Source organism: Sphingomonas sp. ATCC 31555, from assembly GCF_000282895.1.
Classification (GTDB): Bacteria; Pseudomonadota; Alphaproteobacteria; order Sphingomonadales; family Sphingomonadaceae; genus Sphingomonas.
The window spans coordinates 194,114-217,410 of the sequence record NZ_ALBQ01000014.1 but is presented as its reverse complement, the minus strand read 5'-3'; the positions used below and the strand labels follow the sequence as shown (position 1 = coordinate 217,410).

Below are 23,297 nucleotides of genomic sequence, written 5' to 3'. Positions count from 1 at the left end.
TCCATAGCGCCGCCAGGATCTTCGGAGCATCGACTCAGTCCTGCAAGACGATAAGGTAACTCGCCTGGTCTCCGCCGCGATCGCGGGATTGATAAAGTGTGTGAAAGAAGCACGACATTTTGATTAGCGGGACGGGACCTGCATCCCCCGCGACAAAGCGTAGGTCGAGCCCTTCCCGCCGGCGTCGTAGCAAAACATCAATCGCGTCGGGCCGAGCGTCCGGCGCGAGTCGATACACGACTAGCGCGTCCAGATCATTCGGACTTTCCCCGTCACCAACAAAGCTACCCCCGATCAATAGGCACATGGGAGGGACTCCTTGAGACCGCATGAAGTGCAACTCGCTGATCATCGACGTCCAGAGTTGCTGCCGTTTCGGCGCGGCGCAAAACCGCGCTTTGAACGCGTCGAGCCGCATCAGGTGCGGGCTGCTGCGAGTGACGAGAGGAGCGTCGATAGGATCGAGCAACATAGCAGGGCCGGAAGTATCCTGTCTGCGCGACGTCGCGCGCATCGCCGTGATGCTATCGGTCATCTTGAGCGGCCTCCTTTCGCCATGTCGTCCGCAACATCATTGGGCACCACCATCACGCTACCACGCGACAGCGTATGCAAATCCTTGTCGTACCCAAACACGTTGGAGAAGAATAAAAGTCGCTTCACCAATATAATCGGCTCAACATCTACCGGACAGAACTTGAAATCCACTTTTGAAAAGCGCCGCAGATGAGAGCGTATGGCGTGTATCGCTCGCTCGACATCTGCCACGTCCGTCGATGCAAGCGAATAGACGACCAGCGCATCAAGATCGGAGGGAGATTCACCCTCCCGAATGAAACTGCCTCCCACTAGTAACAGGTGCCAGCCCATTCCTTCGCTTCGAAGCGCGTCGAGCGCTGCCTGCGCATCGGCAAGGATCGCAATCCGATGCGCGCTGGTGCCGAACGTGGCACCGAAGGCGGCGAGATCGAAAATATAGGGACCGCTATTCAGCGGCGTTTCGTTCTGGAAGGCAGCCGCGAACGGCGGAAAGCCGGCGGCCGCAGCGGCAGGATTGATAGCCTGGCAAGCGCGGACGAAGTGACCGAGCGGATCAGACACGCTGCACCAGCAGCGATGCGTTTAGGCCTCCGAACGCGAAGCTGTTCGACAAGATCGTCGACACATCGGCATCACGCGAGGCGTGCGGGATGCAATCAATCGGGCAGGCCGGATCCGGCGTCTCGAAATGCGCCGTACACGGTAGGATCTGCTCGCGAAGGCTCATCACCGACATCGCCAGTTCGAAGGCCCCCGAAGCGCCTAGCGCGTGCCCCAGAACCGATTTGTTGGCAGTGACTGGGATGCGGGGAAGACGATCGCCGAAGACGAGGTGAAGCGCGGCGCACTCGGTAACGTCATTCGCCTGCGTCCCAGTGCCATGCGCATTGACGTGATCGACGGCATCGGCGGAAATCCCCGCATCGCCGAGTGCACCTATCATCGCTCGAGCCATGCCGCCCGCGTCGGGCGCGGTGATCGACCCGGCATCGGAACTCATGCCGAAGCCGATCAGTTCGGCCAGGATATCCGCTCCGCGCGCAGCCGCGATGTCATAGGCTTCTAATACGAACATCGCGGCCCCTTCGCCGAGAACGACGCCACGCCGGCCGAGCGAGAAGGGACGACATCCGTTATCGGAGAGGATATGCAGCGCCTGCCATCCTTTCATGCACCCGTGCGAGAGGCACGCTTCGCTGCCACCCGCGATCGCGACATCGACGGTGCCGGAACGGATATCGGCGAATGCCTGCCCCACGGCATGCGCCGCCGAGGCACAGGCGGAACTGACCGCGAAAACTCCGCCCATGATCTTCCTATCGAGAGCGACATGGCTCGCCGCGCCGCTCAACATGATTCGAGGTACGGTCATCGGATGTAGCCGCGCGGCCCCTTCGCCATATACTCTACGCGAGGCCTCGTCGTGGGTCCGCTCTCCCCCGGTGCCCGAGCCGACGATGCACCGCGTGCGCTCGGCGGGTGTGTGGGCGATGTCGATCCCGGCCATCGCCACCGCCTCTCGCGCTGCGATCACCGCAAATTGCGCCACCAGATCAAGGGTCGTCAGCTGACGCCGTTCGAAATGCGCCTCCGCATCGAAATCGCGAACCTCGGCAACTAGCAGATCTGCGGTATCCGCATATCCGGCGGAAGCAGGCCGCAACAGCCACCGCCCCTCCCGAACCGCATGCCAGCTCTCCGCCAGCGTCCGTCCCCCGGGCGAGATCATGCCCGCTCCGGTGATGGCTACACGCCTCATGCCGTTTGGTGCTTCTGCTCAATCAGCAGTCGCACCGCGTCCGCCGCACACCCAACCGTATCGAACGGGAACGTTCCGTCCGTGTTCGCATTAAACTCAACTAAAATATCGTATCGCTCTTCGATCATGAACATCAAATCTACGAAGTCCAATGAGTCAATTCCAAGCATCGATATCTGCGTATTCGGTCCTATTTCCAAGTTATCATCGCGCTTTATATTACGAAGCATCACAGCGATGTCCGCAATGATGACATCATTTTTCATGCAGATTCTCCATTTCTCCGGCAGCGACTGGGCGAATGGTCGCGATATCCACTTCCGTGAGCACGCCGGCCTCCATACGGAAGACTCGGTCGCTCATCGCAACGACGTGGAGATCGTGCGAGGTAATCACCTTCGTCGCAGGGTGAGCGACAAGGTTTCTGAGAATCATGCCGGCTGTATGGTCGTCCAGATTGGCGGTGATTTCATCCAGCAACAGGAGCGGCGGATCATTGTAGAGCGCACGGGCGAGCATCAGGCGTCGCCGCTGGCCACTCGACAACACGCCGTTTTCTTCGCTGACGACCGTTTCGATGTTGCGCGGGAGATCGGCCACGATCTCCGATAGACATGCCAGGCGCAGGGCCGCGTGGACCTTTGGGATATCGGGTTCGAACGAAAACGCCGTAACGTTCTCGACAATCGAGCCATGCAGCAGCTTGTCGGCCCCAAGCAACAACCCGATGTTCCTGCGATACGCAGCGAGCCCCCACGCATGCAGCGGTGTGCCATCCACTTCTATTTCGCCGTCGCTGGGCTTGTACAGCCCGGCCATCACCTTCAGCAGCGTCGTCTTGCCCGATCCGGAAGGGCCCAGGATCGTGATGGTCTCGCCAGATCCCGCCGGTACTTCCAGATCGATCGCATCCAGGATCGGTTTGTCCGCAAAGCCGGCCCGATAGGAAGCCTGCCGAAGCGACACGCCTCGCCGAATCTGGCGTTCCACCATACGATTGACGGGCTCAGGCTCGATCTCCAGGAAGTCGGAAAGGCGCGCCATATTTGCACCGAGCATCGAGATCTGGGTCATGGTGGTGACTAGATTGTCCACCCGGTCGAAGAACATTGTCCGGTACGTGAAGAAGGCGTAGAGCATGCCCACGGTAAGCTGCGCTTGAAGCACGGAGCTCACCCCGAGATACAGCGTCGCTGCAGTGCCGATCCCGGTGACGATCTCCACGAGCAATACGGCGCTCGCCTCCGTCAGCTGCATGTGGAACGATGCGTTCACAAAGCGAACGAAGCTGTCATACCACCGGGCAGCCGCTGGAACCGTCGCGTTTGCCGTCTTCAGCGCGGCGATTGCACGAAGGCTGTCTATCATTTTCGAGCGCTCTTCCGAACGCGCCTTGAGCGACACCGCCCCCTGCCGCTGCATGCGCGGATACAGTGATAGCCGTATCGCGATCACGACCAGGAATATCGAGGAAACGATCAGCGCAAGCTTTGGTGCGTACAGAAACATGATCGCTCCACTGAAGACGATCATGACCAAATCCACTGCTGCGGCCACAAAGGCGTTCGTGACGATGTTCCGGATGAAATCTATCGATTCCAGCCGGGTAACGATATCGCCTGGATGCCTCGCCTCGAAATAGCGCAAGGGAAGCCTTAGCATTTGCCCGACAGCATTGCGCGTCAGTTGCGCGAAGAACGCACCGCCGGCGTTGGCGATAATTCGCTTCTTCAGCCAATCGGCCACCGCGGTTGTCAACGACACCAGCAACAGGCCTATGGCGAGCGCGCCAAGCAGATCGAGATCGCTCTGGGGCAGTACGGAATCGAGCGCAGCTTCGACGAACAGCGGCAGCGTCATCGATACCATGCTGGCAATGATCGCGACGCAGATGATCTGTACGAGCGACGTTTTTAAGCCGTGGGTAAGTGCGAGGATGCGTGCAAGCGGATAGCGCTTTTCCTTCACGATCACCCGGAACGCCTCGGACGGTTGCAGTTCGAGGACGAATCCCGAATAGCTCGCTTCGACATCCTCGCGCGTCAGCGTGCGCACGCCCGCCGCGGGATTATGGATCACGAAGCGGCGGCCACGAACACGCTTTAAGACGACGAAGTGGTTGCCCTCCCAGTGCAGAACGGCAGGCAGCCGCACGCGCTTGAGATCGTCGAGCACATCGACCTTGTAGCCACGGACGTCGAATCCCAGTTGGTCCGCGACCATCGCAAGATTGGCAAGACTAAGACCGCGACGGGTGGTCGGATACGACGCCCGCAGGTTGGTGAGATCCATGCGATGGCCATACCATTGCCCGATCATCGCAAGGCAGGCGAGGCCGCATTCGCCGTTGCTGTCTTGCAGGATCATTGGCAGCCGGCGGCGACCTGTATGAAAGAGGTTCATGTCAGGCGTCCGGCTATGGAAAGGAGGGGGGCGAGCCACCACGCCAGGATGCTGCGGCGCTCCACCTCGATGTCTGCGGTGAGCATCATGCCGACGCGGAGCGGCCGCGGCCGCCCATAGGCGGTGATGAACAGGTCGTCGGGCTTAATCTCAACCAGGAAGCGGCGGTCCGCTTCCGCCTCTTCGGTGGCGGGGCGTTCGCCTTCTAGCGACGCAGCCTCGACGCGGGTGACCCGTCCATAGTGCAGCCCGTAGGTCTGAAACGGAAAGGCGTCGTATTTAAGCGACACGCGCTGGCCCTGTTCGATCAACCCGATCGCCCTCGAAGGAACTTGGAGCACAGCTGTCAGAGTCGCGTCCGGCCGCGCTATCGCGAAGATGCGTTGCCCCTCCTCCACGCGCCCGCCCGTCCGAATATTGACCGCGACAACGACGCCGGATTCGGGGGCTACGATTGTCTGCTCCTGGCCAACTTGCAGGGAAACGAGTTGCTGCTCGATCTGCAGCCGCTGAGTCCGAAGCGTCATGGCCGCCTGGAAGAGTTCGCGGCTTCGGCTCTCCAATGCCCCCACCCGCTCGTCACGGCCCCTGGCAATCTCGTTGATCGTCATGTCCGCGTCGGCGGCTTCTTGGAGAAGCTGCATGGACTGAACTCTTGCCTGATCAACCGCCATCTGCGTCACCAAGCCCTCAGAAGCGAGCGTCTCCAGCCCACCCAGGCGCTTTTGAGCGACCAGCTTGCGCTGCTCGGTCAGGCTGCGGCGCGCGCTCGCGGCGGTGGTCGAGATACTGGCGCCGCGACGGATCTGTGCGATCTGCGCTTGGTTTGCCGCGATCGAGCGCGCGTTGTCCGACAGTTGCAAGTCGATGTTGCGCAGCATCGCCGTGCTCTGCTGAATGGAAAGCTGCGTCGCGTCGCCGCCTGCGACGACGATCTGCGGACGGGTAAGGCGTGCCAGCGCTTGGCCTTTGGCGACGTGTTGCCCAGGCCGTACCAAGATGGCCGCGATTACGCCGCTATGTTCCGCGACAAGCGCGGAGAAACCGCTCGCCGCCGCCACCTCGCCACGTGCGGCAGTGGTGCGGGAATATTGGGTCAGCGAGCAGAAGGCGACAGCGACGATGAAGGTGATGCCGAAAAAGATCGTCAGCACCCGCTCCAGCAGCGGTTGCGCCAGCAGCACGGGAGTCTGCATGTGATAAGCGGTGCCCAGTCCGGGCGTAGTTTTATTCACGATGCGGGGTCCGATTGTTGCTGCAGATACTCTCCGAACCGCGACCACATGTGCCATTGCTCGGGGTAGACGTGCAGGGTTTCGGAAACGAAGCGGGTGATCCGAGATACCGCGCGATTGCGTGAGCCGGCATCGTGGTGCGCGACGTCGAAAATGTCGCCGATCTCGATCCGATCGCCTCGACGATCGGCACGAACGCGAAGCAGCATCAGCGGCGCCCGCCCCATCGCCGCTAGGTCGACGGCGCCCGTCGCTACGGCTACCTGGCGCCCCAGCAGATCGAAGTCGTCGCTGCGGCTGGCGGCCGGCGGCAGGTCCACCATGATGATGACGATCGCGCCTTTGCGCACTTCCTTTATGATACGGTGAAAGTCTAGAAGTGCCGTCGGCGAGACGAATTCTACCTCAGCACCCAGGTTGCCGAGTCGCTCGATCGCACGCGCTTCTTCCCCCGCATTGGCATTCTTGAAGATGATAACCTTGCGGTTCTGAAAATGGGAATGAATCAGCCAGACCAGCCCGAGTGCATAGGGCCCAAAATGCATCGTTCCGATGATCGCGCCGCGTTGCGCGGCAAGCCATTGCAGATCCTCGGCTGCGTCGCTGGAAAGACACTGAATGTCGCTTGCCAGCCCGGCAATGCTCCGTCGGCCAAGGGCAAGCCATTCGATCATCGCGACCATGTCGTAGTACATCTTACGGCCGGCGAACTTTCGTCCCTGCCGCTTCGACGAGGCAAGGATGGTCGCAAACGCACGCGAGGTAGAGTCGAGATCGAGCCCGGCCATCACGGGCGCCAGGAACAGGAACGCGATTCGCAGCGCCTGTCGTCGTAGCCGATAGGGCAAATAGGAAAATGCGTGCAACGACCCGTTCAGCAGAATCAGGAACGTCACCTCAAGTACGCGGCGATACGCTCGCGTCGCCCCGACCAGGGTAGCAGCCATCATGGCTGCATCCGCCGTGTGCCGGTCGCCAACAGGGTGGTGCACCGCCAGGCGCACCACCGCGACGTTTCGCTACGCGATTTCCCGTTAGGAAAGCTTGATCTTCGGGGTCGTGATCGAGACCTTGAAGCCGCCGCCAAGATCGATCGGGATGGTGATCGGCGGAATGGTGAGACCGGCAGCCTGCATCTCCGCGACGCCGCCATTATAATCGGCAGCCGTGACGGTAATGTGCGCATTGTCGCCGTCGAGGACCAGCGACGAATCCCCGTACGCATAGGAGTCGCTGTACCCGCCGACGATGAGTTCCAGTTCAATTGTAGAAAGCTGACGCATATCGATTCCCCTGTTGAAATGCCCTCCTCGAAGTCGTTTTCGAAGACGACACCGCAATGATTACGGAGACCCGGCATCATGGTAAGGTAGTTTCTGCTTCGGATACGGATCGATCCGAAATCGACGGGATCTCGTGCGCGCTACTATGCGCATCTTCTTGATCACCGCTCTGAGAAACTTTGAGCGACATGCGCATCGGCAGGAGCCGGAGGTCGCTCTGCTGATTGAGATATTCGCCGAGCACTGCTTCGGCATAGGGCGTAAGCTTCAGCAAGCGTCTGCGAGCATCCTGAACATCGCCGGAACTGGCGACCAGACCACGCCGCTCCAGTTCCAGGATGGTTCTGTTCGCTGTGGAAGGTGCCCTGCCCAGAGTGATAGACGCCGCCTTGATCGAAACGGGCTTGTTCGAACGCCCGGCGACGAACAGTTCAAGCATCAACAACCATTCGGCATTGCGGAAAAGCGCCGGCGCCCCAAAATCCGGCTGTTGCAGATGGGCCGCAATGGCACGCTTCGACGCATCGACCAGCTTTTCGCCGACATAGGATGGAAGGTCGTCGCGCTGCGACGCCTCATCGGCGGAGGTCGTTAACGTCGCCTTCTCGCGCCCCCGTTGCGCGATGTCCTGGGCAAGGCGCGCCATGCGCTCGGCTGCCCGCACAAGACGAGCAACATCGTCTGCCACGATGGCATGTTGCATCCTGCCCCTCCCAGGAAAATGAACCCGTATGCCGATTTGTGCCGGATCGGCATTTGCCTGTCACCGTCGCACCAGGAACAATAAGCATTCAGATTGGACTTGAAAAACGTCCGGTCATTTGTGGATTTCGGACTCCAAATCTTAGTCAATGTTTCGTCAATCCACTGCGGCTTTCCGATATCGGCAACGAGAAACATTTCAGTTTGGGTGCTATTGATTTTTGAGGCGTACGCTCCCGCACGATACGTGTTGCCGCCATAGGGGGAGCCATAGTGACATCGTCGACGTCGCCTGTTGGAGCGTTACCGTGCACGCATTTGGCCTTGAACCTGGCTAAGGGATGCATCCTCGCCGGCGCAGCATTCGCCACCCTCGCCATGAGCTTTGCAGGAGCGGCGCACGCCGATACGCTGGAAGAGGCCTTGCGTCGCGCGCTGCAGACAAACCCGAATCTGGCCAGCGCCTTCGCTGATAACCTCGCCAGCAGCGAAGGGGTTGTGCAGGCGAAAACAGCCGGGCGACCGCGTGCCGCGTTCACGAGCAGCGAAACCGAGTTTCTGAAGCGGTCCGCCAACAGCGCGTTGTTGCCGGACCGGACGCTCAACGCCGATCTTTCGATCACCGTCCCACTCTATCGTTCCGGCGTGGTCAAGTTCGGGGTGAAGGAAGCGCAGTCGCGCTACGAGGCGACCCGCCAAGGCTTTCGCAGCGTCGTCTCCGCCCTCTTCGCCTCTGTGGTCGAAGTGTATAGCAACGTTCTTCGTGACGAAGCCATTGTCCGGGCCAGTGAGCGGAACGTTGCATCGCTCCAGGCGAACCTTCGCAGCGTCCAGGGACGCTTCTCGATCGGCGACCTGACAGTGACGGATGTATCGCTCTCGAACGCGCGGCTTTTGCTCGCTGAAGGTAGCCTGCAGGCGGCACGGGCGCAGTTGATCAGCAGCCGCGAAGACTATGTCCGGGTCATTGGCGCACCACCCAACGACCTGGTCGATATTGGCGATTGGTTCGATAAACCATTGATGGTTGAGGACGCGATCAACGAGGCGATACGCGACAATGGATCGCTTTTAGCAGCACGGATGAATGTGAACGCTGCCGAGTACCGGATACGTTCCGCGCAGGGAGAGCGCGGGCCCCAGGTTTCCGCCTTTGGTTCCGGAAGCTATTTCAACAACCTCCAGTCGGTCTCCAGCCAATCGATCTTTCGGCCTCAGGATCGCGGCACAGCGGCACAGGTAGGTATTACCGTCAGCCTTCCGCTATACCAGGGCGGATTGCCGGCCTCTCGAGTGCGCCAGGCCCATGCGGGCTTGAACAGCGCCATTGAGCAAGTGATTGCGCTGGAGCGAGACGTGGTCGCGCAAGTGCGGTCGGCGTACGCGACCTGGCGGTTATCGCTCGACTATCTGCAGAAGGCGCAACAAGCCATCGCCGCGAATGAAACCGCGCTCAAGGGCGCCAAGTCCGAGAACAATATCGGCGCACGGACCTTGTTGGACGTTCTCGATACCGAGCGGGAGATATTCAACAACTATGTGACAGCTGCCATGGTTCGCAGAGACGTCAATGTCGCTTCTTTCAGATTACTGGCGCTGATGGGCCGGGCGGACCCAGGGGATCTTCGCCTGAGCGATGTCGCAACAACGCGATGGGCCTTGCCGGTCCGCCCGCGCCAATCGTTCAGCGATTGGGCGGACGGCCCGTCGCGCTACGCTTCCGACAGCACCGCCACCGAATCTGTTCCCCCCCAAGACGGAAACGTCCATCGATGAGCAAGGAAGCGAGAATGCAACCAGCGAAGCCGCGTTCACCTGCCGCCTGCGCGTATGGCATGGCCTTGGCAGGCGCCCTCCTGGCCGGTGGATGCGGCGGCGGGTCAGGCCAGGGCACGGTCGTCGTTCCCGGACCTCCAGCCGCCACGCCGACGCCGAGTCCGACCCCTACTCCGACGCCCCCGCCGACGGCGGAACTGCTCGAAGAGCAACGGTCGAACGCGGCGGTCGCATCGGCGGCTAGTGCCGCCTATCGCGCGGGAGCGACGGGACGCGGCATCAAGATCGCCATTCTAGATACCGGGATCGCACCGGGTCTTGGCGAATTCGGCGGCCGGATCGATCCCGCCAGCGCCGATATGGCGGGCACTCGCGGCCTGGTCGACAGTAGCGGGCACGGAACGTTCATGGCGTCGGTGGCAGCGGCCGCGCGCGACGGCAGTGGCATCCACGGCATTGCCTACGACGCGACGATCGTCTCACTGAATATCTCCAATCCAAGCACGTGCACCTCGCTGGCGAATTGCACCATCATGAGCTTCCCCTTGATCGCGTCGATCGATGCCGCGATCGCCGCCAAGGTGCGGGTGATCAATCTGTCGTTCGTATTCGACGAAAGCTATGACCTGTTCCTCGACGCCGTTCGACGCGCAGCTGCGGCAGGGATCGTGGTGGTCATTAGCGCCGGCAACAACGATGCGGGAGGGCAGGAACCGCTGCGGATGGCGCGCAGCTTCGCCGAAGCCGCACCCGGCTGGGTCATCATCGCGGGCGGGCACGATGCTGCGGGCAATTTCGATTACACGTATGCCAATCGCGCGGGCAGTGGTCCGTCGTCGGTCTGGTATCTCGCTGCCCTGTCGCGCGATGTGAACATGATCGCGCCGGACGGACGCACAGTGACCTACAGCGGCACGTCCCCCGCCGCAGCCGCGATAAGCGGTGCGGTCGCGCTTGTTGCCCAGGCCCGTCCCAAGCTGACCGGCGCGCAGATCGTGTCGCTGCTGCTCGACAACGCCACCGATGCAGGTGCGCCCGGTCGGGATCCGGTTTTCGGGAACGGCATCTTGAACCTGTCCAAGGTCTTTGCGGCGCTCCCGCCGCAGTGACGGCTCGACCCACGCGCCAGCCCGGTGGCGCACGTGCAACTTGCACAACTGCAGCCATTTGGCCACATCGCCGCTGATTCCGGTGGCGCCTTGCCGCTGCCGCCGAGCCCTGCAGAACGGAGTATCATGACCAGCCGTCCCCAGCACCGACGCGACCAGTGGCTTTGGCCCGCCCTCGCGTTGCTCGCTCTGTCGCTCACCGGAATAGCAGTGCATCTCGCGCTCGGTTTTGCCACCGGCTTCGCAATCGACAGCCGCATCCTGCTCGCGCTGCGCGAGCCGCAGGCGCTGGGCACGCCGATCGGGCCGCGCTGGCTGCTGCAGTCGGCGATCGACATCAGCGCGCTGGGTGGGTTCACCGTGCTCTGCCTGTTCGGCGTCGCTGCCGTGCTGTTCCTGTTCGCCTTCGGCCGCCGCGCCGAGGCGCTGCTGCTCGCCGGATCGATGCTCGGCGCCTCGACCTGCAACGCGCTGCTCAAGCTGGTGTGGCAGCGGCCCCGTCCGGAGCTGGTGCCGCATTTGGCCGAGGCGTCGAACGCCAGTTTTCCCAGCGGCCATGCGATGACGTCGGCCGCCGTCTACCTCACCCTCGCGGTGATGCTCGCCCAGACCGAATCGAGCCGCTGGGCGCGCGCCTATCTGCTCGCCTTCGCCACCCTGCTGGTGCTGCTGATCGGCTGCAGCCGTGTCTATCTGGGCGTCCACTGGCCGTCGGACGTGCTCGCCGGCTGGTGTTTCGGGGCCGTCTGGGCGCTGTGCATTTTTGCGATCAACGCGCGGATCCACCGCCGCCGGTGAGGGCAATGCGGCGCTAACGGCAGCGCAGCGTCACCTGTTTCGCGGCCTTGTCGAACAGGATCGATGCGCAGCGCGACAGAAGCTCCGCACCGATCGCCAGCGTAAGCGTCGGCTTGCCCTTTGCCTTGCCGGTAACGACGATCTCGTTCGGGTCGACATCGCCTTCGGGAATGGTGCTGGTCGAACCGAAGTCGCTGGTCCGCACCAACATGCCCGCCAGCCGCAGCGGCCCGATCGCCAAGGGCTGATCAAGCGCAAGGTGGCGCACCGGGCGTTCGACGCCAAGCTCGATCGGCATGCCGTGCGGCGCGGCGTCGAAATGCCCGCCCTGTGCCGACGCCAGTGCCGCACCCGCGCCGGCAGTAGCGAGGCTTTCGGCGCGATACGGCGCGAAGGCGACGTGCATCACTTGGCCCGCCACCGCGATTTCGATGCCCAGCCCGTTATAGCCCCAATCGGCCATGGCGAAGCGCGCGATCTCGTCTTCGGGGCTGTCCGGGCGCAAGCGGAACAGGATTCGCGGTTCGGGCAGGCCGCCCGGCCCGATGATTCCATCGGCCCCGGTCACGACGGGTGCAGCGAACCATGTCACGCGCCGCTTGAATTCCCCTCGTTCGAAATCCAGCCGAACCACCGCCGACTTGCCGGGAACCTTTACCGGCCCGATCGCCGCCCGGGTGCCGAACAGCCCGGCTTCAAAACCGGCACGGCTGGCAAATTCCGGGTTGAAGACGGGAATGGTGGGCGCCGCCGGATCGATGCGCAGCGTTGCGGCCGTCGCCTTCACGGTCGCACGCACCGGCGCCATCGCCAGTTCCAGCGGCGGCGCATCCGCCGCCAGCCCAAAGACTGCTACGACCGCAACGAACCGCCCCATGCCCCACGCTCCCCCAGCCGACGTGCGATTTTCCACACGCAATGCGGCGAAATGCAGGCGGGGGCATGGTGGCCGTCGCTAAAGCTCAGCCGTCCGAAGCCTGAGTCGTCCAGCCCAGCCGGGGAATGGTGATCGATCGCTTGCCCGACAGATCGACGCGGGTGACGAACAGGCCCTTGCTCTCGATATACTGCATCAGCCGCCGCACGCGGCCGAGCGAGCTGGTGCCGTAGCTGGTCGCGATATCGGTATCGCTCGGGCAGGGCAGCCCCTCGCGCGCCGCCTTGGCGACGAGCAGGAAAGGCCCCAGCATATCGTCGGGCAGCGCCCGCGCCGCTTCCAGTGCCTGCGCCCAGTCGTCGTCGGGATCGCCATGAATGCCGGCGCGCGCTGCGGAAAGCCGGCGCACGAAGTTGGAGAGGTCCAGCGGCGGGCGGGTAAGCCCCACCATCCGGCAGCGCACCTGAAAATCCTGGTACAGCACCGAAGGCGAACGCAGCGCCGATTGCTCGTCTTCGACGATCGCGCGCAACACATCGGCGACGAGGCCGGCGACTTCCTCCGGATCGCGGTCGGGCTCGACTTCCATCGGTGCGGGCACCGAGCGGGCGAGCGCCTCGAGCATCGTCTCCGAATGGGCATAGGTCGGCGCGGGCGGCGGGGCCGGCGGCACCCATTCGGGCTCGGCCGGCGCCAGCAGCAGGTCCTTCATGTCGTCGGTGGGCGCCTGGGGCAGCGGCGTCAGCTTCGGCGAGGAGCTGCGCGCGCTGGTCTCGACCGATCCGATGCGGATCGCCACCGGGCGGCGCGTGATCGCGGGCCCCAGCCCGAGGAAATGTCCGCGCGCCAGGTCGCGGATCGCCTCGGCCTGGCGGCGTTCCATGCCGAGCAGATCGGCGGCGCGCTGCATGTCGATGTCGAGGAAGGTCCGCCCCATCAGGAAGTTCGACGCCTCGGCCGCGACATTCTTGGCGAGCTTGGCCAGGCGCTGCGTCGCGATCACGCCGGCCAGGCCGCGCTTGCGGCCGCGGCACATCAGGTTGGTCATCGCCGACAGCGAGGCGCGCCGCACCTCTTCCGCCACTTCGCCGCCACCGGCTGGCGCGAACAGCTGTGCTTCGTCGACCACCACCAGCGCCGGATACCAATGGTCGCGCGGTGCATCGAACAGGCCGTTGAGGAAGGCGGCGGCACAGCGCATCTGCCCCTCCGCTTCCAGTCCTTCGAGGCTGAGCACCACCGAAGCACGGTGCTCACGAATGCGCGCGGCGAAGCGGGCGACGTCACGCTCGCTATGGTCGACCGCCTCGATCGCGAGATGCCCGTAGCGATCGGAGAGCGTGACGAAATCGCCTTCGGGATCGATCACCACCTGCTGCACATGGCCGGCGGATTGTTCGAGCAGCCGCCGCAGCAGGTGCGACTTGCCCGATCCGGAATTGCCCTGGACGAGCAACCGGGTCGCAAGCAACTCCTCCAGATCGACCGGCACGGGGCTGCCCGTGCCGTCGACGCCCATGTCCACGCTGACGGTCATCGCCGCCGCTTTGCCGGATCAAGGGGGGCAGCGGCAAGGGCGCCCGCGCGAAAAGCTGTGGGTGTTTGTTTCGTCTCAGGCAGCGTCGGCCGCCGAGAGCCGCTGGCGGCGGCGTTCGAGCGCCGCCATCGTCTTCTCGGCGAGCAGCGTGAGCCGAGCAGTGTCCTGCTCGGTCAGCTGCGGGCGGGCTGTGCTGTCGATCACGCACAGCGTGCCGATCCGCTTCCCCGTCGCCGTGCGCAGCGGCGCACCGGCATAGAAGCGGATATTGGGATCGCCGGTAACCAGCGGGTTTTCCGAGAAGCGGGGGTCCGCCTTGGCATCGTGCACCACGAACACGTCCGGCCCGCGGATCGCATGGGTGCAGAAGGAAATCGAACGCGGCGTCTCCTGCGGCTCCAGCCCGACGCGCGCCTTGAACCATTGGCGGTTCTCGTCGATCAGTGAAATGAGCGCGATCGGCACGCCCAGCGCGGCGGCCGCCTCGCGAACGATCGCGTCGAACTCGGCCTCGTTGGGCGTGTCGAGCACGCCATAGCCCTTGAGCTCGGCGAGGCGGGCGGGTTCGTCAGAGGGTTCCACCGGCATCGTCTGTCTTCCTGCGTTTGCGCCCCCCGGCACATTCGGTCTACTACCGAGCCACAAGTTAACATTTGCTCGACAGTGCAAGCATGTGCCGGGCAGTCTGATGGCAGCCATGCATCCCGATCCCATTGAACATCTCCGCCGGGTTTTCGGCTATGACGCCTTTCGCGGCGTGCAATCCTCGGTGGTGGAGCGCGTGCTCGCGGGCCAGCGCACGCTGGCGGTGATGCCCACCGGTGCGGGCAAGTCGCTCACCTATCAGCTGCCTTCGGTGATGCTGGACGGCACCTGCGTCGTCGTCAGCCCGCTGATCGCGCTGATGCACGATCAGCTGCGCGCCGCGGAGGCGGTGGGCATTCGCGCCGCCACCCTCACCTCGGTCGACGACAATCGCGCCGAGACGATCGAGCGGTTCCGTGCCGGCGAACTCGACCTGCTCTACATCGCGCCGGAACGTGCCTCGGGCGAGGGGTTCCGCAACCTGTTGACGCAGGCGCCGCTCAGCCTGTTTGCGATCGACGAGGCGCATTGCGTCTCCGAATGGGGGCATGATTTCCGCCCCGATTACCGGCTGCTCCGCCCGCTGCTCGATCGCTTCCCCGAGGTGCCGCGGCTGGCGCTGACCGCCACGGCCGACGCGCATACCCGCGCCGACATTCTCGAGCAGCTGGGCATCCCGGAAGACGGGCTGATCGTCGCCGGCTTCGATCGGCCGAACATCCGCTACCATATCGCCCCGCGCGAAAACACGACGCGGCAGATCATCGACGTGGTGGCGGAGAATCCCGGCCCTGGCATCGTCTATGCCCAGACGCGCAAGGGCGTGGAGCAGCTCGCCGAGAAGCTGGCGGCAGAGACCGGGCGGCCGGTGCTCCCCTATCATGCCGGGCTCGATCCCGACGTGCGCCGCCGCAACCAGGCGCAGTTCGTCGCCAGCGAGGACATGGTGGTGGTCGCCACCGTCGCGTTCGGCATGGGCATTGACAAGCCCGACGTGCGATTCGTCGCCCATGCCGGGCTGCCCAAGTCGATCGAGGCCTATTACCAGGAAACCGGTCGCGCCGGTCGCGACGGCGATCCGTCGGTCGCGCACCTCTTCTGGGGTGCCGATGATTTCGCCCGCGCCCGCCAGCGGATCGGCGAGGTAGAGCCTTCGCGCCAGCCGGGCGAGCGCACCCGGCTGACCGCACTCGGCGCGCTGGTCGAGACGGCAGGGTGCCGGCGTCGCATTCTTCTCAAGCATTTCGGCGAGGACGCGCCCGAGACCTGCGGCAATTGCGACAACTGCCTCAATCCGCCCGCCGCGATCGACGCGAGCGTCACTGCGCAGAAATTCCTCTCGGCGGTGTTCCGCACCGGCATGCTGTACGGCGTCGGCTATATCGAAGGCATCCTCACCGGGGTGTCGACGGAGCGCAGCCTGATGAACGGGCATGAGAAGCTGTCGGTATTCGGCATCGTTGGCGGCGACGAAGTGGCGATGCTCAAGCCGGTGTCGCGGGCGCTGCTGCTGCGGGACGCGCTGCGCACCAACGAACATGGCGGGCTGGAATTCGGCCCGGAGGCGCGTGCGATCCTCAAGGGTGAGGCCAAGCTGGAGCTCGTCCTGCCGCCGCGCCGCGAGCGTCGTCGCCGCGGGGCCAAAGGCGCCGTGCCGAATCCGGTCGGCAACCCGCTTTTCGAAGCGCTGCGTGCCAAGCGTCGCGAGATTGCACAGGAAACCGGCCTGCCGCCGTACGTGATCTTCCATGATTCGGTGTTGCGCGACATGGCGATGGCGCGACCCGACTCGCTGGCGGCGCTCGGCCAAGTCTCCGGTGTCGGCGCGCGCAAACTCGACGCTTATGGGCAGGACTTTCTGAACGTCATCCGCCAGTTCTGATCGGCTTTCGCGGGGGGACCGCCCGCGCTACAGCACGCCGGCAATTCAGAAGGAGGACCTGCCATGCCCAACAAGATCGACGACCGTATCTCGGTGGCCCCGCAGATCCGGCCCGAAGACGTGCCGGCGCTCGCGGCGGCGGGCTTCGTCCACATCATCAACAACCGACCCGAAGACGAGGAATTCGGCCAGCCGAGCGGCGCCGAGATCGCCGAAGCGGCCGAGGCGGCGGGCCTGGGCTATACCGCGATTCCGGTAACGCCGGGCGGCTTCTCGATGGCGCAGGTAGAGGCAATGGCGGAGACGCTCGGCTCGGTGCAGGGACCGGTGCTGGCCTATTGCCGCTCGGGAACCCGCTCGTGCAACCTCTGGGCACTGGCCACCGCCTATAAAGGCGGGGAGCCGGAGGCGCTGGTCGCGAAGGGTGCCGGCGCGGGCTACGACCTGTCCGGGATTCGTCCGGCGCTCGAGCAGCTTTCCGGGCGCTGAGTCCTTCGCTCTTTCGCTCCCCTCCCGCTTGCGGGAGGGCTCGGGGGAGGGATTGACAGGGACGTAGCACCATGACGCTCCAGCCCCTCCCCTAGCCCCTCCCGCAAGCGGGAGGGGTACGCTTGCCGCAAGCGGCGAATCGCATCCCCGCGCACAAAAAATGGGCTGGTGGTTGCCCACCAGCCCAGTCGTCCGCAGGAGGAACCTCGGTGGGGCGCCGCGGGGGAAGAGGACCCGCGCGGCGCCCGAACTCGTCAGTAGTTGTAGGCCCGCTCGCCATGCTCGTTGATGTCGAGCCCTTCGACTTCGACTTCCTTCGAGGGGCGGATGCCCATGGTCAGCTTGAGGCCGTAGAACAGGGCCGCCGAAACCAGGCCCGACCACAGCAGGGTGATACCCACCGCCTGGAGCTGGACCAGCAGTTGCGTGCCGATGCTGTAGCTGGCGGCCGGAACCGCCGGGAACTGGGTGTAGTCGATCACGCCCTGGCCGCCGAGCGCCGGATCGGCGACGATCGCGGTGCCGAGCGCACCGATGATGCCGCCGATGCAGTGCACGCCGAACACGTCGAGCGAGTCGTCATACTTCAGCTTGTTCTTCACCGTGGTGACGAAGAAGAAGCAGATCGGCGAGACGATCAGGCCCAGCAGGATTGCAGTCATCGGCGCGGCGAAGCCCGAAGCCGGGGTGATCGCAACGAGGCCGGCGACCGCACCGGTCACGCCGCCGAGCAGCGACGGCTTCTTGTGCACGACCTGCTCGATCACCGCCCAGCTCACCGCCGCCGCCGCCGTGGCGACGAAGGTGTTGATGAAGGCGACTGCGGTCACGCCGTTCGATTCGAGGTTGGAACCGGCGTTGAAGCCGAACCAGCCCACCCACAGCAGCGAGGCGCCGATCATCGTCATGGTCAGCGAGTGCGGCGGCATCGGCTCGCTCTTGAAGCCCACGCGCTTGCCGATCACGAGGCAGCCGACCAGGCCGGCGATGCCCGCATTGATGTGCACGACGGTGCCGCCGGCGAAGTCGAGCGCGCCCTTGCCCCACAGGAAGCCGTAATCGGTCGGCGCGTCGACCAGGAAGTCCGGGCCCGCCCAGTACCACACCATGTGCGCGATCGGGAAATAGACGATCGTCATCCACAGCACGGTGAAGATGATCAGGGGGGTGAACTTCACGCGCTCGGCAAAGGCGCCGACGATGAGCGCCGGCGTGATGCAGGCAAAGGTCATCTGGAAGCAGACGAACGCGAATTCAGGGATATAGACGTTGTTCGAGAAGGTCGCGGCATAGGTGCTGCCGCTCACCCCGATCAGGAACGCCTTGGAAAGCCCGCCGAAGAACTGGTTGTCGCCGCCGCTGGTGAACGCGATCGAATAGCCCCAGCAGCACCAGACCAGCGCCGCGACCGAGACGATCATGAAGACCTGCATCAGCACCGACAGCATGTTCTTGGTGCGCACCAGGCCGCCATAGAACAGCGCCAGTGCCGGCACCGACATCATCAGCACCAGCGCCGAGGAGATCAGCATCCAGGCGGTGTCGCCCTTGTTCACCATCGTCGCCTGCTGCGCGGCGTCGGGCGCCTTCACCAGTGCGGTCTGCGCCCATGCCGGCATCGCCGCGACCAGCGCGGCCGCGCCGAGGCCGAGCCCGGCGGTCTTCCATCCTTGCTTCATTGCTACCCCCTTGCTCACAGCGCCGTCTCGTCGGTCTCGCCGGTGCGGATGCGCACGGCCTGGCCCATGTCGAGGACGAAGATCTTGCCGTCACCGATCGCCCCGGTGCTCGCCGCCGCCTGGATCGCCTCCACGGCGCGGTCGGCAAGATCGCTGCCCACGGCGACCTCGATCTTGATCTTCGGCACCATGTTCGTGCTGTACTCGGCGCCGCGATAGATTTCGGTCTGGCCCTTCTGGCGCCCGAATCCCTTCACCTCGGTCACGGTCATGCCCGTCACGCCGACGCCGGTGAGCGCCTCGCGCACCTCGTCGAGCTTGAACGGTTTGATGATGGCGATGATGAGCTTCATTTCGCCCCCTCTCGGCGTTTGTCCCGAGAGTAACTTTGCAAGGGGCGTGCCAAATGCGCCGCACAGAGGCGCTGCGCGTTTCGACGGCAGAATTGTTACCTAGTGGTGAATTTTTGGGTGCAGTTCGGCGGCACCTGCCCAAAAATCGGGCAGATCACTGGAGCGTCGCGCGATCCTCGCCGTGCCGCCCGAAGAAACGCATCAGCTGCACGATCAGGTCCGCCCGGTCGGACAGCCTGGGGGCCTCGAGCAGCGCCTGCTTCGACGCGGCATCGAAGGGCGCGATCTGCGCAATGCCGTTAACCAGCGACTCATCGTCCAGGCGCGTCACCGCTTCCCAGTCTACCGCGTAGCCGAGACCGTCGGCGAAGCGCCGCGATTCGAGCTCGATCGAGGCGCGCTCCGCCAGCCCCAGCGTTTCGGGTTCGTGCACCGCTTCCAGTTCGGCCTCGACCTGGCGGAACGGCGTCGTCACCGCCAGCTCGCGCAGGATGGTGAAGCGTGCCACGCCTTCCAGCACGATATTATAGCGCCCGTCGTCCAGCGCCTCGACATCGGCGATGCGGCCCACACAGCCGATATCGAACAAGGCCGGCGGATCGCTATCGTCGCGCGGCTGGACCATGCCGATCCGCCGGTCGCGCGCCAGCGCCTCCGAAACCAGCGCCCGGTAGCGCGGCTCGAAGATGTGCAGCGGCAGGTGCATGCGCGGAAACAGCAGCGCACCCGCCAGCGGAAAGACCGAGAGGCGCTTGCCCTTCATCCGAACAGGATGGCCGAAAGCTTGCGACGCTGCGCACCCACCCAGGGATCTTCCAGCCCGATCACCTCGAACAGCTTGAGCAGCCGCTGGCGGGCTGCCCCGTCGTTCCAGCTCCGGTCGTCGCGCACCATAGCCAGCAGCGTGGCCGCCGCAGCCTCGCGGTCGCCCGCCGCCATCTGGCCGCCGGCAAGCTCGTAACGGGCTTCCATGTCTTCGGGATGGGCTGCGGCACGCGCGGCCAGCGCGGCGAGATCGTCGACCGGCTGCGCCTCGCGCGCCAGGCTGAGCGCGGAACGGGCCCGCTCCACTTCCGGGGCCTTGGCGGCATCGCCTTCCAGCGCATCGAGCGCCGCCTGCGCCTCATCGTGGCGGCCCAGTGCGGTCAGCGCCCGTACGCGCCCGGCGATCACCAGCGCATGGTCCGGTGCGATCTCGGCGATCTGGTCGAAGATCGACAGCGCGCGTTCGGCATCGCCTTCGCCCAGCACCTGCTCGCCCATCGCGATCAGCGGCTCCAGCTCCGCCTCGCCATCGGCCTCTTCGCCCGCCAACGGCAACTGGCGCAGGATCTGATCCAGCATCGTGCGCAGCTGCGATTCGGTTCGCGCACTGGTCAGGTCGGCAACCAGCTGGCCCTGGAACATCGCATAGACGGTGGGGATCGAGCGAACCTGAAATTGGCTCGCGATGAACTGATTCTTGTCCACGTCGATCTTGGCCAGCATCACGCCCTTGCCGGCATAGTCGGCGGCGACCTTTTCCAGCACCGGGCCCAGTGCCTTGCACGGCCCGCACCATTCCGCCCAGAAATCGATGATGACCAGCTTCGCCATCGAAGGTTCGACAACGTCGCGGCGGAAGGCGTCTACGGCCTGTTTGTCGGCAGGGCTCAATCCAAGCGTGGCCAAAATGCGCTCCTCGAAACATGCAGGTGCCGCGCGCCTCGCGGGCGTCACGGCGTGTTGCTGCCTATTTGGGCGCTCGGAGCCAAAGCGCCAAGCCTTTTCCAAAAACTGCGATAAGGGGCTTGCGCAGTGCGAAAGCCGCTGTTAGTTGGCGCGCCTCACCCGCCGGGAGCGCTTCGAAACGCCACCGGCCACAACGCCAGAGCGGGCGTAGCTCAGGGGTAGAGCACAACCTTGCCAAGGTTGGGGTCGAGGGTTCGAATCCCTTCGCCCGCTCCAGCGGTTTCGGCGCAGGGCGCCGTCTTCCCGCCACATCGAACCGCGTTGATCAGGGTCACTGGACCTTCATCTTTTGCGTGATACAGCGCCGCGCTGGATTTCGGGAGTTGCCGCCATGCCACCTTTGCCCCTCGCGCTCGCGCTGGCTGCGTTTTCCTTCGGCGCTGCCGACCTGCCCGAGCCTTCGGTCTGGCGGAACCCCAGCAACAGCGTGCACGTCCGCGCAGCGCCCTGCGGCCAGGGCGGCATGTGCGCCACCGTGATCTGGGCGAGCGACAAGGCCAAGGCCGATGCCCGCCGCGGGGGCACCGATCCGCTGATCGGCGTGCAATTGTTCCAGAACTTCAAGATCGTGCGCGAAGGCGAATGGAAGGGCACGGTGTTCGTGCCCGATATCAACCAGCGCTTTTCGGGTACGATCACCGTGGTCGACGAAAACACCATCGTCGGCAAGGGCTGTGCGCTGCTCGGCCTGATCTGCAAATCGCAGACCTGGACGCGCGTCCGCTCCTGACGGCGTAGCGCCGCTTACGGCATCAGCCGCTTGCGTCCTTCGGAAAGGTGCCAGCGCATCGCCAGCGCGGCGCCGTCGACATCCTGGGCGCGGATCGCCTCGACGACCATTTCGTGCTCGCGCACCATCGCCGCGATCGGCTCTGCCTCACGCAGTCGGGCAATGTCCACGCCGGCGCGCATGATCCGCATCGTTTCCTCATGAAGATGCTCGAACGCCTTTTCGAACGCCGGATTGGCAGTGGCGCGGACGATCGCGTGGTGCAGCCGCCAGTCCTCGTCATGCGCCGGATCGCTCGAAAGAAGCGCCTTGCGCAGATCGGCCATGGCCTCTTCGATTTCGGCGAGTTGCTCCGCCGACCGGCGGCGTGCCGCCAGTCGCGCCGCTTCCGCCTCCAGCACGAAGCGCACTTCATAGGTGCCCAGCGTCGCGGAGAGTTCCTCGAACGCCATATGCGCACCCAGCCGAAGCGAAGGGCGCCGCATCACATAGGACCCCGCCCCGCGCCGCGATTCGGTGATGCCGTCGGCGGCCAGCCGCACCAGCGCCTCGCGCACCACGGTCCGCGACATGCCGAAGCTTTCCGCCAGCCGCGATTCAGACGGCAGGCGATCGCCGATGCCCAGCCCGTCCAGGATGATCTCGACGATGCGCGAATAGGCTTGGTCGGCAAGACGCTGATCGGCAGAGGGTACGTGGTTTCGCGGCATCACGCCCTACGATACGTACGCGGCGCGAAATGGCGAGTCGCGTGATGGTGGTAGGGAGAGATACGGATGAGCAGCGCACCGATCCGCGTCGGCATCGGCGGATGGACGTTCGAGCCCTGGCGTGGCACCTTCTATCCCGAAAAGCTGCCGCAGAAGCGCGAGCTGGAATATGCCGCGAACGCGCTGACCGCGATCGAGATCAACGGCACCTATTATTCCAGCTTCAAACCGGCCAGCTTCGCCGGCTGGGCGGCGGCGGCGCCCGAAGGGTTCGTGTTCACGGTGAAGGGCTCGCGCTATGTCACCAACCGCAAGCTGCTGGCGGAGGCGGGTGAATCGGTCGCGCGCTTCGTCGGCCAGGGGCTGGTCGAACTGGGCGACAAGCTCGGCCCCATCCTCTGGCAGTTCATGGCGACCAAGAAGTTCGATGCAGCCGATTTCGGCGCGTTCCTTGCTCTCCTGCCACGCTCGCAGGATGGCGTTGCGCTGCGCCACGCGGTGCAGGTGCGGCACGAAAGCTTCCACACCCCCGAATTCGTCGCGCTCTGCCGCGCGGCGGGCGTAGCCATCGTTTTCGCCGATTCGCCGCAATATCCCGCGATCGCCGATGTCAGCGGGGATTTCGTCTATGTCCGCCTGGAGGCCGGCGAAGACGACAATCCCCTCTGCTATCCCGAAGCCGACCTGCCGCGCTGGACAGACGCTGCGCAGCACTGGGCGGATGGCGGTCAACCCGCGGGACTGCCCTATTTCGCGGAAGCGCCTGCGCCGGTGCATCCACGCGAAACCTTCGTCTTCTTCATCCATGGCGGCAAGGTACGTGCGCCTGCCGCCGCGCAGGAACTGATTCGCCGGCTCGGCGGATCGAACGAACCTTTGCGCGCACCGCTTCGTTGATCGCCGGCAACCCAGGAGGCCAGCATGATCCACGATCCCGAACAGCAGACGCCGCAGGACGACGAAGCCGAAGCGATGGAAGAAGCGCAAAAGGACGCCGCCGAAGAGCGCGAGGAAGACGGCGGCTACCAGTAAGCAGGGGGGCAATCACCCTCCCCCTTCCCATTGCTGGCTGAATGGCCCCCCTTCCCTCTCCCAACGGAAGAGCGAGCAAAACACCTC

General features: G+C 64.4%; 24 protein-coding genes and 1 tRNA gene. 8 read left to right on the top strand and 17 right to left on the bottom strand.

Annotated elements, in window-relative coordinates; all coding sequences use genetic code 11:
- Positions 1–34: 34 nt before the first annotated feature.
- The 9 genes from B215_RS0108375 to B215_RS0108335 form a co-directional block, all read right to left on the bottom strand.
- Positions 35–535, bottom strand: a complete 501-nt coding sequence (locus tag B215_RS0108375; protein WP_019369196.1) for a DUF6932 family protein — start codon at positions 533–535, stop codon at positions 35–37.
- Complete coding sequence (locus B215_RS0108370; RefSeq protein ID WP_019369195.1) at positions 532–1,101, bottom strand: DUF6932 family protein; 570 nt, start codon at positions 1,099–1,101, stop codon at positions 532–534. The genes B215_RS0108375 and B215_RS0108370 overlap by 4 nt, the downstream gene beginning before the upstream one ends.
- Complete coding sequence (locus B215_RS0108365) at positions 1,094–2,299, bottom strand: beta-ketoacyl-[acyl-carrier-protein] synthase family protein (protein ID WP_026009086.1); 1,206 nt, start codon at positions 2,297–2,299, stop codon at positions 1,094–1,096. The genes B215_RS0108370 and B215_RS0108365 overlap by 8 nt, the downstream gene beginning before the upstream one ends.
- Complete coding sequence (locus B215_RS0108360) at positions 2,296–2,565, bottom strand: acyl carrier protein (RefSeq protein ID WP_019369193.1); 270 nt, start codon at positions 2,563–2,565, stop codon at positions 2,296–2,298. The genes B215_RS0108365 and B215_RS0108360 overlap by 4 nt, the downstream gene beginning before the upstream one ends.
- On the bottom strand, positions 2,555–4,702 hold the full coding sequence (locus B215_RS19805) for a peptidase domain-containing ABC transporter (RefSeq protein WP_082664447.1): 2,148 nt from the start codon (positions 4,700–4,702) through the stop codon (positions 2,555–2,557). The genes B215_RS0108360 and B215_RS19805 overlap by 11 nt, the downstream gene beginning before the upstream one ends.
- Positions 4,699–5,994, bottom strand: coding sequence for an HlyD family secretion protein (locus tag B215_RS0108350; RefSeq protein ID WP_082664446.1), 1,296 nt, complete (start codon positions 5,992–5,994; stop codon positions 4,699–4,701). The genes B215_RS19805 and B215_RS0108350 overlap by 4 nt, the downstream gene beginning before the upstream one ends.
- Positions 5,934–6,887 (bottom strand): LpxL/LpxP family acyltransferase, encoded by a 954-nt coding sequence (locus B215_RS0108345; protein ID WP_152997805.1) that lies wholly within the window; start codon positions 6,885–6,887, stop codon positions 5,934–5,936. The genes B215_RS0108350 and B215_RS0108345 overlap by 61 nt, the downstream gene beginning before the upstream one ends.
- Before the next feature lie 84 nt (positions 6,888–6,971).
- Positions 6,972–7,220: a hypothetical protein gene (locus B215_RS0108340; RefSeq protein ID WP_019369189.1), complete on the bottom strand. Its 249-nt coding sequence runs from the start codon at positions 7,218–7,220 to the stop codon at positions 6,972–6,974.
- 76 nt (positions 7,221–7,296) lie between these two features.
- Positions 7,297–7,923, bottom strand: coding sequence for a MarR family winged helix-turn-helix transcriptional regulator (locus B215_RS0108335; protein ID WP_019369188.1), 627 nt, complete (start codon positions 7,921–7,923; stop codon positions 7,297–7,299).
- A 317-nt stretch (positions 7,924–8,240) separates the two neighbouring features.
- Between B215_RS0108335 and B215_RS19800 the strand changes: the two genes are divergently transcribed.
- From B215_RS19800 to B215_RS0108320, 3 genes are all read left to right on the top strand, one after another.
- The gene (locus B215_RS19800; RefSeq protein ID WP_156804362.1) at positions 8,241–9,698 is read left to right on the top strand and encodes a TolC family outer membrane protein; all 1,458 of its coding nucleotides are present in this window, start codon (positions 8,241–8,243) and stop codon (positions 9,696–9,698) included.
- A 65-nt stretch (positions 9,699–9,763) separates the two neighbouring features.
- Entirely contained in the window at positions 9,764–10,807 is a 1,044-nt protein-coding gene (locus B215_RS19795; protein ID WP_160327948.1) for a S8 family serine peptidase, read from the top strand.
- 126 nt (positions 10,808–10,933) lie between these two features.
- Complete coding sequence (locus tag B215_RS0108320) at positions 10,934–11,605, top strand: phosphatase PAP2 family protein (RefSeq protein ID WP_019369185.1); 672 nt, start codon at positions 10,934–10,936, stop codon at positions 11,603–11,605.
- A gap of 13 nt (positions 11,606–11,618) precedes the next feature.
- On the opposite strand, the gene B215_RS0108315 is transcribed toward B215_RS0108320, so the two are convergent.
- The 3 genes from B215_RS0108315 to B215_RS0108305 all read right to left on the bottom strand — a co-directional run bounded on the left by B215_RS0108315 (position 11,619) and on the right by B215_RS0108305 (position 14,607).
- On the bottom strand, positions 11,619–12,482 hold the full coding sequence (locus B215_RS0108315) for a hypothetical protein (RefSeq protein WP_019369184.1): 864 nt from the start codon (positions 12,480–12,482) through the stop codon (positions 11,619–11,621).
- An 85-nt stretch (positions 12,483–12,567) separates the two neighbouring features.
- A complete protein-coding gene (locus B215_RS0108310) occupies positions 12,568–14,019 on the bottom strand; it encodes an ATP-binding protein (protein WP_019369183.1) in 1,452 nt (483 codons plus the stop codon).
- A 75-nt stretch (positions 14,020–14,094) separates the two neighbouring features.
- Positions 14,095–14,607: a GAF domain-containing protein gene (locus B215_RS0108305; protein ID WP_019369182.1), complete on the bottom strand. Its 513-nt coding sequence runs from the start codon at positions 14,605–14,607 to the stop codon at positions 14,095–14,097.
- Between the two features lie 109 nt (positions 14,608–14,716).
- Between B215_RS0108305 and recQ the strand changes: the two genes are divergently transcribed.
- Both recQ and B215_RS0108295 read left to right on the top strand, forming a co-directional pair.
- Positions 14,717–16,486 carry a DNA helicase RecQ gene (gene recQ, locus B215_RS0108300; RefSeq protein WP_026009084.1) on the top strand — a complete coding sequence of 590 codons (1,770 nt, stop codon included), beginning with the start codon at positions 14,717–14,719 and terminating at the stop codon, positions 16,484–16,486.
- A gap of 63 nt (positions 16,487–16,549) precedes the next feature.
- On the top strand, positions 16,550–16,975 hold the full coding sequence (locus B215_RS0108295; protein WP_019369180.1) for a TIGR01244 family sulfur transferase: 426 nt from the start codon (positions 16,550–16,552) through the stop codon (positions 16,973–16,975).
- A gap of 254 nt (positions 16,976–17,229) precedes the next feature.
- On the opposite strand, the gene B215_RS0108290 is transcribed toward B215_RS0108295, so the two are convergent.
- The 4 genes from B215_RS0108290 to B215_RS0108275 all read right to left on the bottom strand — a co-directional run bounded on the left by B215_RS0108290 (position 17,230) and on the right by B215_RS0108275 (position 20,663).
- Entirely contained in the window at positions 17,230–18,654 is a 1,425-nt protein-coding gene (locus tag B215_RS0108290) for an ammonium transporter (protein WP_019369179.1), read from the bottom strand.
- A gap of 14 nt (positions 18,655–18,668) precedes the next feature.
- Positions 18,669–19,007 carry a P-II family nitrogen regulator gene (locus tag B215_RS0108285; RefSeq protein ID WP_019369178.1) on the bottom strand — a complete coding sequence of 113 codons (339 nt, stop codon included), beginning with the start codon at positions 19,005–19,007 and terminating at the stop codon, positions 18,669–18,671.
- A 154-nt stretch (positions 19,008–19,161) separates the two neighbouring features.
- Entirely contained in the window at positions 19,162–19,770 is a 609-nt protein-coding gene (locus B215_RS0108280) for an LON peptidase substrate-binding domain-containing protein (RefSeq protein ID WP_019369177.1), read from the bottom strand.
- Positions 19,767–20,663: a tetratricopeptide repeat protein gene (locus B215_RS0108275; RefSeq protein WP_019369176.1), complete on the bottom strand. Its 897-nt coding sequence runs from the start codon at positions 20,661–20,663 to the stop codon at positions 19,767–19,769. The genes B215_RS0108280 and B215_RS0108275 overlap by 4 nt, the downstream gene beginning before the upstream one ends.
- A 216-nt stretch (positions 20,664–20,879) precedes the next feature.
- On the opposite strand from B215_RS0108275, the gene B215_RS0108270 reads away from it, so the two are divergent.
- A tRNA-Gly gene (locus B215_RS0108270) sits at positions 20,880–20,954 on the top strand.
- Between the two features lie 115 nt (positions 20,955–21,069).
- Complete coding sequence (locus B215_RS0108265) at positions 21,070–21,468, top strand: DUF2147 domain-containing protein (RefSeq protein ID WP_026009083.1); 399 nt, start codon at positions 21,070–21,072, stop codon at positions 21,466–21,468.
- A 14-nt stretch (positions 21,469–21,482) separates the two neighbouring features.
- Here the strand turns inward: B215_RS0108265 and B215_RS0108260 are convergent, their stop codons facing one another.
- The gene (locus tag B215_RS0108260; protein ID WP_019369174.1) at positions 21,483–22,178 is read right to left on the bottom strand and encodes a FadR/GntR family transcriptional regulator; all 696 of its coding nucleotides are present in this window, start codon (positions 22,176–22,178) and stop codon (positions 21,483–21,485) included.
- 66 nt (positions 22,179–22,244) lie between these two features.
- Between B215_RS0108260 and B215_RS0108255 the strand changes: the two genes are divergently transcribed.
- Positions 22,245–23,075, top strand: a complete 831-nt coding sequence (locus B215_RS0108255) for a DUF72 domain-containing protein (protein ID WP_019369173.1) — start codon at positions 22,245–22,247, stop codon at positions 23,073–23,075.
- Positions 23,076–23,297 lie beyond the last annotated feature (222 nt).